This window comes from Moraxella sp. I5G (genome assembly GCF_055193055.1).
On the sequence record NZ_JBUXLH010000008.1, the window covers coordinates 14215 to 26822 of the forward strand.

General features: G+C 37.3%; 9 protein-coding genes. 3 read left to right on the plus strand and 6 right to left on the minus strand.

Annotated elements, in window-relative coordinates; translation table 11 throughout:
* Positions 1–111 precede the first annotated feature (111 nt).
* The 5 genes from ACZBKJ_RS05630 to ACZBKJ_RS05650 are packed head-to-tail and all read right to left on the minus strand — an operon-like array spanning position 112 to position 7718.
* Positions 112–1326, minus strand: a complete 1215-nt coding sequence (locus ACZBKJ_RS05630; RefSeq protein ID WP_463199971.1) for a VWA domain-containing protein — start codon at positions 1324–1326, stop codon at positions 112–114.
* Positions 1323–3659 carry a DUF5682 family protein gene (locus tag ACZBKJ_RS05635; protein WP_463199972.1) on the minus strand — a complete coding sequence of 779 codons (2337 nt, stop codon included), beginning with the start codon at positions 3657–3659 and terminating at the stop codon, positions 1323–1325. Before ACZBKJ_RS05635 ends, ACZBKJ_RS05630 begins: the two co-directional genes overlap by 4 nt.
* Positions 3660–3668: 9 nt before the next feature.
* On the minus strand, positions 3669–4748 hold the full coding sequence (locus ACZBKJ_RS05640; protein WP_463199973.1) for an ATP-binding protein: 1080 nt from the start codon (positions 4746–4748) through the stop codon (positions 3669–3671).
* A 22-nt stretch (positions 4749–4770) separates the two neighbouring features.
* Positions 4771–6255 (minus strand): DUF5691 domain-containing protein, encoded by a 1485-nt coding sequence (locus ACZBKJ_RS05645; protein WP_463199974.1) that lies wholly within the window; start codon positions 6253–6255, stop codon positions 4771–4773.
* On the minus strand, positions 6243–7718 hold the full coding sequence (locus ACZBKJ_RS05650) for an SWIM zinc finger family protein (protein ID WP_463199975.1): 1476 nt from the start codon (positions 7716–7718) through the stop codon (positions 6243–6245). Before ACZBKJ_RS05650 ends, ACZBKJ_RS05645 begins: the two co-directional genes overlap by 13 nt.
* 482 nt (positions 7719–8200) lie before the next feature.
* On the opposite strand from ACZBKJ_RS05650, the gene ACZBKJ_RS05655 reads away from it, so the two are divergent.
* Positions 8201–9265: a sulfate ABC transporter substrate-binding protein gene (locus ACZBKJ_RS05655; RefSeq protein WP_463199976.1), complete on the plus strand. Its 1065-nt coding sequence runs from the start codon at positions 8201–8203 to the stop codon at positions 9263–9265.
* 69 nt (positions 9266–9334) lie between these two features.
* Here the strand turns inward: ACZBKJ_RS05655 and ACZBKJ_RS05660 are convergent, their stop codons facing one another.
* A complete protein-coding gene (locus tag ACZBKJ_RS05660; protein WP_463199977.1) occupies positions 9335–10522 on the minus strand; it encodes a DUF1176 domain-containing protein in 1188 nt (395 codons plus the stop codon).
* A 286-nt stretch (positions 10523–10808) separates the two neighbouring features.
* On the opposite strand from ACZBKJ_RS05660, the gene cysT reads away from it, so the two are divergent.
* Together cysT and cysW are read left to right on the plus strand one after the other, a co-directional pair.
* Positions 10809–11714 carry a sulfate ABC transporter permease subunit CysT gene (cysT, locus tag ACZBKJ_RS05665; RefSeq protein WP_463199978.1) on the plus strand — a complete coding sequence of 302 codons (906 nt, stop codon included), beginning with the start codon at positions 10809–10811 and terminating at the stop codon, positions 11712–11714.
* 23 nt (positions 11715–11737) lie between these two features.
* Positions 11738–12586 carry a sulfate ABC transporter permease subunit CysW gene (cysW, locus tag ACZBKJ_RS05670; RefSeq protein ID WP_463199979.1) on the plus strand — a complete coding sequence of 283 codons (849 nt, stop codon included), beginning with the start codon at positions 11738–11740 and terminating at the stop codon, positions 12584–12586.
* The last annotated feature ends 22 nt before the right edge of the window (positions 12587–12608 follow it).

Sequence of the window (12608 nt, forward strand, 5' to 3'; positions counted from 1 at the left end):
GCTGATATCATCGTTTTGCTGAGGTAGTTTATCATTTTAACCGCTAAAAAACCCGCCGTACTAAAAAGTAGGCGGGTCATTAGTCAAAAAGAGGCTTTTGGCAAATCAAGATTAAATTGTTTGTTTTGCCTGATTATCGCTACGAACAGCCTTAATTTTTTGGTCAGCTGCCCAAGCCAAAATATCTTCTCGTTTTAACGCCGTTGCCATCAAATCGGGAAATTGGTCTGGTGTGCAAGCAAAAACAGGCAAATTCATATCTGCAAATACTTTTGCCAATTGGTCATCATAAGACGGTCTACCATCATCGGATAACGCCAACAGTGTAATGACATTTACCCCTTGCTTAGCAAGGGTTGCAACACGGCTGATTAATTGTTTTTCATCGCCACCTTCATACAAATCAGTAATCAAAATCAAATGAGTTTTACTTGGACGCTCAATGCGCTCAGCACAATAAGCGACCGCCTGATTGATGTCTGTACCACCACCTAATTGTACACCAAACAATACGCTAACAGGGTCAGCTAAATCATTGGTTAAGTCTAAAATTGCCGTATCAAAACACACCAATTTAGTTTTAACCGCAGGAATGCTTGCCATTACTGCTGCAAAAATCGCGCTATAAACCACCGAAGACGCCATACTGCCTGATTGGTCTACACATAAAATCACCTCATCCAAATCCGTCAAACGTCTTTGTTGTCGCATAAAACCAATTAATTTTTCAGGAATGACGGTTTGATAATCACTTTGGTAGTGGCGTAAATTTGCAGTAATGGTTCGCCCCCAATCTATATCATTAAATCTTGGGCGATAAGTACGTTTTGATTTATTGACCGCTCCACGTATTGCCTCACTGGTTTTTTGCTCTAAGCGCTTCATCAATTCATCAACCACACTTTTAATAACAACGCGAGCAGTATCCAACGTTTTTTCAGGCATCACAGAACGCAAACTTACCAAATCCGCTACCAAATGCACATCAGCTTCCATCGCTGCCAAAAATTCAGGCTCTAAAAGCATTTGCTTTAAACCCAAACGATGAAACGCATCTTTTTGAATGACTTGCACCACCGAGCTTGGAAAAAATTCACGAATATCACCAAGCCATTTAGCAACTTTTGGCGCAGAACGTCCCAACCCGCCACGTCCTTTTTTACCTTCCCCACCACCATCATACAGTGCCGACAATGTTTGAGATAAACGCAAATCTCTTTCAGATAACTTATGTGCTTTTAGACCTTGCTCATCTGTTATTCCCAAAATCAGCTGCCAGCGGCGATATTTTTCTTCCTGCTCGGTTTGTGCTTTGTAATCAGTCATGGTGTATCCTGTGGCAATAAATTGGTCAGTATTTGTGCATGCTGTTGCCAAATTGCTGATAAATCTTCACGATAAAACAAGATTTTATCTTGGGTATTTTGTCCAAAAATTGTATCTAACAGACGTTTTCTTTGACCACTATCTAAGACACTAAACACTCGACGAAATAATGGTAAAAACTCGATAAATTCTTGTTCTTGCAGTCCTAGAATCCATACCTGAATCGCATTTAATAACATCTTATCATAAATCAAATATTCCACCGATTCAGCAAAAAATCCTTCAAAAAATTTAGCGGCATTTTCAGCTTGAATCGCAGGCGATAAGGTTTTTTGTAAAATTTTATTGAGCTGCTCAGCATCGATACGCTCAGCTTGATAACTAAGACGCACAATCTGACCCAGTATCGTAAAATGATACTGGCTGCCAGTGCCAAACGAGTTGATAATTTCATCAAATGCCTGCCACCATCTTTGAATCAAGGATTCATCTGCCGTCAAATTTAGTGCTTTGTGTGCTGATTCGATATGTTGCTGATATATACTTGCTTCATCGTTGCTGATATTTTTGATGGCATAAGGCAACGCAATGGCAGCTTTAATGGTCAATTCAAACACCAAATCACCAATTTTATCCAGTGCCATTTTTCTTGCTGTGCCATAACGCTGTAAATGCACCAAAGGGGCGATGCTTTTTATCATTGCCAATGCATTATCAGAATGGGCAGCATTTAGACTTAGATACTCAATGCCTTTAGCGCCTGCTTTATCCAAACCCGCCTGCAATGCCGTTTGAATTTTTTCTGTTAAATCCGCTAAATCAGTGATTTGTTTTAGTGATTGAATGGTTCTTTGATGACAAGCCTCATAAATTGTATTGCCATATACTAGATTTTCCATCAGCGTAACGGCAAATTCAGGCTGCCATTGAAGTTGCCATTTTTCACGAAAGGTGCCACGACTGTTACCAAAATCCAAAAGCTCACCCCATGGTACGCCCAAAATATTTAAACGGTGTAGCAAATGCGATTTTTTAAGCCCAATTTCACTACGTAAATCCAATGAAATTTCTTTAACTAAGGCTTCTGGTGATAATTTAGTTTGTTTTTGCTGACGTTGTAAGTCTTCAAGCAGCGGTGTTAACGGTGTATTATCAGGAATCACCCCAACCTTATGACCCAATAATAAATCTTCTGCCAATTCTTGCCATAAAACACGCTCCCCAAAACACAAGCACGCTACTACCGCCTCAGTAAGCTCCTCAAAACTCACTGAAGCACGCACTCTAACTGCGGCTAATGATTGAGCCAACCTTACTGCCTCAATCACAGATGCAGTAGAAACGATATGACCTTTTTGGCGAAGTGCATTGGTAACTTTTGCCAGCCAAGATACTTGAGCCTGCTGTTTAGAGTTGCGATTTTGCCAAAGGTGTTCATACCACATTGGTGATGGTACGCCCGCCCCATAATGCTGATTGGAAAGCCTGGCTGAAGTCCAAGGAATCCAAGTACTTTTGATTTTAGATGCTGCTAATTTTTTAGGCAAAGTTTTGATTAAGGCGGTATCTTGCTTTGAGCTATATTTAATGGGCTTTTGGTTGCTGTCTAGCAGTGCAAAATCCAAATCCAAAGCAGGAATATGCCACGCTCCACAAACAACCGCCGTTACAACATCATCGGTATCATCTTTGGTTAAACGATGAATTTCTTGACGCATATAAGCTTCTCGAATTTCATCTTCTGAATCAATCATTTGTTCATCATGCAATGATTGACGTAACGCATTCATCGCCTTAGCAACCGCCACAAAAACTGCCGTATCCTCATCCAAAGACTGCTCTACCAAATCATTCCACCAGCTTTCACCATCCTCATAACCTGCCAACTGCGCCAATGCGCCAATCGGGTCTTGACTGATTTTTAGTGTTTGATTTTCTGGCTCTTCGCTTTTTGTGGATGGTTCGTCCATTTCTGTAAGCGACTCATTGGCTTCTTCATTTTTTTGGATTTGATTAGCAAGCTTAATCGCCATTGGCACATCAATAAACGCTACTTCTACCCCATGGTTTACCGCCCATAAACATGCCTGATATTCTGGTGAAAAAGTCGCAAATGGGTAATAAAAATGACATTCTGGATTATCTGAAGCATAAGAAACCAGCGCCACAGGTGGTTTCATCTGCTGATGAGCCAATAGTGGCAAAAGCTCACTGCAATCGCTAGGGCCTTCTATCAGTACACGTTTTGGCTGTAAAACATCTAATGCTTGAACCAGTCTTTGACTGGAGCCTGGACCGTGATGACGTATGCCAAAATAATGAATGTGTTTCACGCTTGCCCCTTATAACAAGTCATTCATTGTATGATAAAATTCAGCATAACCTTTGCGTTTTTTGAGTACAGTTTCCAAATACTCTTCCAATACCGTTTTATCTTGCACCGGGTCTTTGATAATTGCCCCCATCAAACTTTGACTAATGGTATCAGCTGATAATTTACCATCATCAAACCAATGCGATTGGCTCAAGCTATTAACCATCACTGAAATCGCTTCTGCCGTCGATAAATTGCCCGTTGGAGTTTTTAAAGCAATTTTACCATCCAAAGTTTCGCCGCCGCGTAGCTCACGAAAAATAGTAATTACTTTTTCAATCTCTTCGCCGGCATTACCAGGCACAGGAAGATGCAGCGATTGACCCATTTCTGCCACGCGTTTAGATACGATGCTAATTTCTTCTTTCATATCATCCGGCAATGGCAGTACCACAACATTAAAACGGCGTTTTAAAGCCGATGATAGCTCATTTACGCCTTTATCACGGTTGTTGGCAGTAGCAATGACATTAAACCCTCGTTTGGCAAAAACAGCATCATTTAACTCACTGATGGGCAACATCTTTTCAGATAAAACGGTAATTAGTGTATCTTGAACGTCAGAACCCATACGTGTTAATTCTTCAAGTCTGCACAATGTACCCTCCTGCATCGCTCGAAATAAGGGGGTTGGAACAAGTGCGTCTTTACTTGGTCCTTTAGCGAGCAGTTGAGCGTAATTCCAACCATAACGAATTTGGTTTTCATCGGTTCCTGCTGTACACTGAATCACTCGGGTGCTGTCACCTGAAATTGCAGCCGCCAAATGTTCTGATACCCAAGATTTAGCAGTGCCTGGCACGCCAAGCAATAAGAGCGCTCTATCAGTAGCAAGGGTTGCAACGGCGGTTTGAATCAGGCGACGATTACCAACGTATTTTTCACTAATTACCGTACCATCTTTGGTTTTACCGCCCATTAAATATTTTACTACTGCTTGCGGGGATAACTGCCAATTTGTGGGTTTTTCGCCCACATCTTCAGCTTTTAAAGCATCAATTTCGTGACGATAAGTCTCTTCAGCAGGCAAACGAAGGATTTGAGTCATGATTTTTTCCTTATTTTTTAAATCAATTTTTGACAGAATTGGGTAATAATGCATTCAAATGCAGCAGCACCAAAGCGTCTTCATGGTAGCTTACGCCTTGTTCATTTAGATATTGCAAACATTGTTTGGCAATATCATCATCAACCAGTAGCGCTAAGGCATAAAAATTTCTCCAAACATCCCAATAATCCAGATGTTGTATACCGTAGCTACTTAATTTTTTAAACGCGGGTAATTGACATAATTCATCAAAGCTAATGTGAATTTTTTTATCAAAAAAATGCAATAAATCAAAAAAGTTTTCCATTTTCGTTAATGCATCGTATGCAATGTCTTCTAATGCTTCTTTAGGAAGGCAAGGTTTGATGATATACCAATAATTTACACTAAAGTTCTTACGAAGCTCTTGAGTCCAATTTTTTGCTAAGATTATTAAGTCATCAGAATCTAGACTTTCAGCTGCATTTTTGAACAAACTTTCAGTAAAATCGTAATTTTTCTCAAAATTCCAACCTTGTAAAAATTCACTCATGGTAATTTCAAGCTTTTTGGCCCATTGATGAATGCTGATATTTTCTAAATTTTGAATGAGATTATTAAGTTTTGTATAATTTTTTCTGCCAATTGTAGATGTTAATAAACGATTTCTTTTACCCCATTTAAATTCTTGCATGAACTCTTCAAGTACTGAGTCTTCGTTTATTGCACCAAGTCTCATCAATAACCGCTTTGCCATTTTCGTTGCTGATGATGAGCGAGCTTTGGACAGTTTTTGCAAAACATCAATGTCATCATCGCAAAGCCCAATATTGAAAATTTGAATTACTTTTAGCCGTTTATCGGCTGGCATACTTGGTGCACACTCTAAAATCAAAGCTCGAGCTTTTTCAGGATTTTTTCGACGCATTTGTCTTAAAATTTGCAAACGCTCTGATGGATACCATTCATCCCAATTTTCAGCGGTCAGTTCATCATAATTTTGGCTTGATTGGGTGTTTTTTAGCGCCATTCCTTTTAAATACAGTTGCCATTTGGTATAAATACCTTGGTTGATGTGCAGTAAACTTTCGCTTTCTTTAATTTCAAGTTTTTCCCAAAAATTCGTTGGTAATGTATAGCCTTTTTGTTCTAAAAAATAAAGAAACCATCGAATAAAAGCTTCGTGTTCAGCTTCAGGAAAATAAAAAAAAGATTCTAACTTGTTAATGATTTTTTCTAAAATTTTATAATAATTAACTGGTACAAAAGGCAAATTAGATTTTGGAAAATCAACTTTACTTATGATTTTTTCATCAGCATTTGGTTTGTCGTCATACATTAAATGATGATATTGACTCACCAAAGTTAAGGCCATTAAAGTTTGGTCATCTTTTGCAGCATTTGCAACTAAAATTGATAATTCGCTGGGTAAATCGCCAAGTATCTGCAAATCATTGGACATCATCAACTTAGCGTAAATATGTTCAATTTGTTTGATGGATAGTATTGGATTATTTATATCAGACACGAAATTACTTCCCCTGTTTGTTTTACTACACTTAAAAGCCTTGCTCTATCGGCCTGCCACAAAATAAACGCGTAATCAATCACATCAATCAATACCCCAAGCGGTATGTCTTTATTAGCTAATGGCAAATATGTGGAATTGTTTTGATACCAAAAACGGGTGTTTTGTTTGACAATCAGACCGCCTTTTAACATAAAAGGCATTTCATAAGCATAGGGTTTATGAGCTAAAAACTCAAAATAACAGGTAGGTAATGATAAATCTTGTCCCGCGTATTCAAATTCTGATACATCAAAACTTTGGGGTTGGGAAGGTTGATTTTTATTGTCCAAATTCTGTACAAAATATAATTGTTGTAAATTATCTGATTTGGTTTGAAAATGTTCAAAAAACGCACGCAAAGGCGCTTTGCTTGGATAAAAACACAGCTGACCTTTCAAATAGTCGCCCAACTGGCTAGGGGTTGATACCGTGCCAACAGAAGCATGATGATAATCTAAAATCAATGCAAAATTAGGCGCATTGATTGATTCACCTTTTTTATTCATACGCACCAGATAGGTGGCTTGACTAATCAATCCATCTTTTTTATTTTCGCTAAATTCACCAATAACCCGCCACAAACCTTGGTAGCGTAATGCATCTGGGTTTTCGCTGATTTTTGTTTTTGTGTCGCCTTGGCTGATTGCCTGTCTAACATCAGCATCGTTTGAATTTTTTTGCCACGCCTGACACAATAAATACAATCTAGTAAATTCAGCAATTACCGCTTTAGCGCGCACGTCTTTGGGGTAGCTTAAAATCAAAGCAGGCATATCATCCAAACGAGATGCAATCACGGTTGCCTTATAATCTACAAGACGTGCTGCAATATGTCGACAGCGATGGTTCATATCATCCAAAAATGCACCAATTCCCTGTCTTAATTGGTCTATCAGCCACTGCTTTAATTCAAAAAGCCCAGCACTAATCGCAGAATCGGTGGTTTGTTTTAATTTTTCAGCACGTTTTTTGGCGGCTTCTATTTTTTTTGGGTCAAGCGCCTTTACTTCATCATCAAGCTGCGCCTCAGCGATGGATTTTGCATTTTTATTATCGTTTTGAGGTTCAGGCGTATTTTGATTTGAGGTTTTACGTCGCCGACCCAACCAATCACTAACCCAAGTTGGCGTAGCCTCTTCTGTAAAACGCTCCAGATTTTCAGCAAAACGCCACATCAAAGCCAGTGTGTGCTTACAGGGAAATTTTCTTGATGGGCAAGTGCATTTATAACCATGGTCAGTTGTGTCAGCAACCACATAATAAGGTTTTGAGCCTGAACCCAAACACTCCCCCCAAACGGTGGTTGTTTCCTGATTCATCCCTTGATTTTGCCATTTAGTATTTGATAATAGCTTTTTGGCGGCAGTTAAAGATGCTTGGTCTGGAGCTAGTTTTTCTACGATTTGCAGCGTTAAGGACATTGATAATCCCAATCTTATTTTTTGGTAATTATATCATACAGCAGCTGCCCATAACAATCAAATAACTAATTGATTTATTGTTAAATTTATTGGATATAAATTGGATAATTTGATACAAAACAAGCTTTTTTAATTCATTTGTTGTATAAATCAACCGCTTTACAATTAGTGCCATTATAAAAATTTTATTATTTTCCCTATCTTCTATAAAATATTCTATAAATGACTAATGCATCTTATTGATTGTTTTTGTAAGTATTGAGTATAATTTTGATAAGTTTATTTTATTAGTTTTTAATTTGCTTATTTGCTGTTTTTTTTATAAATTTTTGCGCCAATTTAGTTGTCAATCTAATCCATTGAATATATTAAAGTTTAAACCTACTATTGCAAATCTAAAACAACGATTTATAAAACATTAAAGCAACATTTAAAACACTTCGCAACCAACAAAATGATTAATTAAAATAATTAGGAAAATTATGACCGTCAAAAAATTTATCGTGGCAAATACACTGCTTGCCAGCACAATGATTTTGAGCGCTTGTAGCAATCAAACCAATCACAATTCAACCGCCGATTCAAAAAGTGATATTGAAATTTTAAATGTTTCTTATGATGTTGCGCGAGATTTTTACAAAGATTATAATCCCTTATTTATCAATTATTATAAAACTATTAATCCAAATGCCCATATCACCATCAAACAGTCACATGGAAGTTCCAGCAAACAAGCATTATCTGTAAAAAATGGCTTACAAGCTGATGTTGTTACTATGAACCAAGGTTCTGATGTGCAAATTTTAGCCGATAGCGGGCTTGTCAATAAAAACTGGCAACAAATGCTGCCTAATCATGCCATCCCCTTTACAAGCACCATTGTATTTATTGTCAGAAAAAATAATCCCAAAGCTATCAAAGATTGGGATGACCTTGCCAAATCGGGAACAAAAATTATTCTTGCCAATCCAAAAACTTCAGGAAACGGTCGCTATGCATTTTTGGGAGCATATGGCTATGGTTTACTGACTTTTCATCAAAATAAAGAAAAAACAGATGCTTTTGTTCGCTCACTATTAAATAACGTTACAGTTTTTGAAAATGGAGGACGAGCAGCAACCACTACCTTCGCCCAACGTGAACTTGGTGATGTATTGCTTACCTTTGAAAACGAGGCCAACATTATTCAAAAAAAATTTGGCAATGTTGATATTATTTATCCTAGTTACACCATCAATGCTGAAAATCCTGTGGCGGTTGTTGAAAGTGTCAGTCATAAAAAAGCCACCAACCCCATCGCTCAAGCCTATCTAGAGCATTTATACAGCGATGAAGCACAGGAATTGGCGGTAAAATATTTTTTACGCCCCAGTAATGAGCAAATTTTACAAAAGCATGCTGACAAATTTCCGAAAATGCAAACATTTTTCCCAAACGAAGTTTTTGGGGACTGGTCAGATATTATGCAAACCTATTTTAGTGAAGGTGGCGTCTATGACAAATTGGTTATGGATAATCAACACATTTTAAAATCTGATGGTTCATAATTTAAAAACCCCTTAAACAATATTTGCTTAAGGGGGTTTTTATTTTATACAAGATTAATTTATACAAGATTAATCAAACCGACTTATATCATCTTTAACACTTGCTACATCAATTACTGTTGATGGAGTCAGCCATGCTCCACCTGCAAAACCGCGGCACATACCTGTACTACCAGAAAAAGACTGTACAAATTTTTCACCATCCCAAGTCCATTCATCAAGACTCCAACAATCACCCAAGCCACGACCTTTTATGGCAAGAAATAATTGATTGCCTTCTTGGTAGGATAAGTCAAGCCCAACGTTCTGGTGAACTTTATTAAATTTATTGTCCACAACCCACATGCCATAACCCATATTGTAGGCAGCCGTCCAACACAAACCTGAAACCAATTTTTTATCTTTGCTTAGTTGAACTACATCAAACGTTTGGATGCGTTCTTTATCATATTCATCAATCTCTGAATCATCATCCAAAATCATGCAATCATCTTGGTAATCAATTTCAGATTTTTCAGCTTGAACTTTTAAATCATTTTTTAATAACGCAATGAGTTTTTTGCCATCATTAGAATTTCTATCTATTGCACTGCTTGCGCCAATAATGGGCTTATCTTGCAACACAGGATAGCTATAAGTCGTGGTTGGAGCAGATTTATTGCCTTTTTGCCACAAAGCATAAGGAGTATTAGCAAACCCTTGAATTTCATCCATTTTTATTAAGACTTCTTTGAGTCCATAAGTAGAAATGTTAGAATGCATTTTATCTAAACGAAATTCTATTTTTAATGGTTGCTTGATGTTATCCAAAATAGCTTTGGTTTGAATATCATTAAGTTTGCTGCCATTTTCAAAGTTTAAAGCCACCTTGCCATAAGATTTGCCATTGATAAACATTTCTGCCGATTTTTGCTCCATTTGTTTGATGGTTTCTTCAACAACATAATCATGATCTTCAATAAAGTTTAGATTGGCTTTGATGATAACTTTAGGATTACCCGCTTCACGTTTAATCATTAAACTAGCTTCACGTTGATTTTCATCTTCATAATCAAAACTTTCCTCTCCGTAAAAACCAACTGCACGGCAAGCTCCCACATTATCACAAGTAAGATCCCAATCAGATAATTTTTCATCTTCGCTAAAATTAGGGAAAAACCATACAGGCTCTGGATTACTTGGTATTTTTGCGTTTACTGTGGTAATTGACATAAATGCTATCAAGATGCATAAACTGATTTTGGTTAACTGTTTCATGGATAATCTCCGTTTCATAAACAAGATAATGTTTTGTTACATATTTTTTGTTACTTGATTATTTTATCGCTTTTAATACAATAAGTTCGTGGAAAAATGATGGAAATCATCACTATTTTGTAAACTTATATTATTTTTTCTTTCTATTATATTAATAAAATCATTCAATACAAGTGGCTAAATATAAATTCCAAAACTGAAAAACAACATTCTATTTTTCTAATAGTTTTTTTTGGCAAAGATATCGTAAAGTATCGCCATAGTTTAGCAAAGTTTGTTAATACCAATGTCAGATTTCACTTCATCAAGTACTGTTTTGCCAAATACTGCTTTCCCCAAAAAAAGGCGGTGGCGAATCATGCCGTTTTTTGGACTAAGTTTGGGAATTAGTATATTTTCTTTGTCGTTTTTGGTAATTTTGCCATTTGTAATGATGGTTTTGACCTCTTTGGATATGAAGGTTACTGATATTATTGATACCATTTTTGAGCCACAAGTATTCTTCGCCATTAAACTATCACTTGGCATGGCAATCTTGGCAACATTAACCAATCTTATTTTTGGAACCTTGATTGCTTGGGTTTTGGTACGTTATGATTTTTTTGGCAAATCCTTTATGAATGCACTGGTCGATTTGCCATTTGCTTTGCCAACTTCAGTTATGGGCATTGCTCTAGCGACTTTATACGCTCCCAATGGTCTTTTTGGAAAATTTTTTAGTGATGTTGGTGTATATTTATTTGACAAACCAATAAAAATTGCCTTTACCCCAATTGGTATTTGGCTGGCTTTGGTCGTAGTAAGTTTTCCATTTATTGTGCGGGCGGTGCAACCTGTTTTAAGTGAAATTTCAATAGAAGTTGAAGAAGTAGCGGCAACTTTAGGCGCTTCACGACTGACGATTTTTTATAAAATTATTTTGCCAGAGCTTGTTCCATCCATACTGATTGGCTCAGGTATGATGTTTGCTCGAGCAACAGGAGAGTATGGCTCAGTGATTTTTATTGCAGGTAACATTCCTATGCAGTCAGAAATACTGCCATTAATTATCATATCCAAACTTGAACAATTTGATGTATCAGGAGCATCATGTGTAGCTTTATTTATGCTTTTGCTATCTATGGTTGTGTTATTTACCATCAATACATTGCAATGGCAATTTTCTAAAAAACTAGGGGTAAAAATAGGCTAGTTTTATAGGTTGATTTTGATGTTATGAAAAATCTTACTTCTTATTCTTATCAAAAAAACTCCGCTACCAAAGATTCGCCTTATGTTAAATGGTTATTGATTGGTATTGCCATTTGTTTTATGACGATTATGCTGATTGTGCCACTACTGGTGGTATTTTATGAAGCATTTAAAGAGGGTTTATTGGTTTATATAGCATCTTTAGCCGACCCTGATGCTCTTTATGCCATCAAACTAACGCTTACCACGGCATTCATTACCCTACCTATCAACACAGTTATTGGGGTGGCAATGGCGTATTTGATAACACGACATGAATTTTGGGGAAAATCACTAATTACCACGCTTTTAGATTTGCCATTTGCTATATCGCCTGTGGTGGCAGGTTTGATGTTTGTACTGCTTTTTGGTGCAAATACTGTATTAGGAAAATTTTTTGCAACCACGTTTAACACTCAAATTATTTTTGCAACCACGGGCATTGTGCTGGCGACCCTGTTTGTTACATTTCCATTGATTGCCAGAGAGCTGATTCCACTTATGCAGTCTCAAGGCAGTGGCGAGGAAGAAGCTGCACTAACACTAGGAGCTAATGGCTGGCAAATGTTTTGGCACATCACTCTACCCAATATCAAATGGGCATTACTTTATGGCATGATTCTTACCAACGCTCGGGCGATGGGTGAATTTGGAGCGGTGAGTGTGGTGTCAGGGCATATTCGCGGCGAAACCAATACCATGCCTTTGATGATTGAAATTGCTTACAACGACTACGCATTTACAGCCGCATTTGCCTTGTCAAGTCTTTTGGCGCTTTTAGCACTACTTACGCTAATTTTACAAACTTTAATGAATAAAACAAAAAATCTATAAACAGTTCAAATTCATAACAATA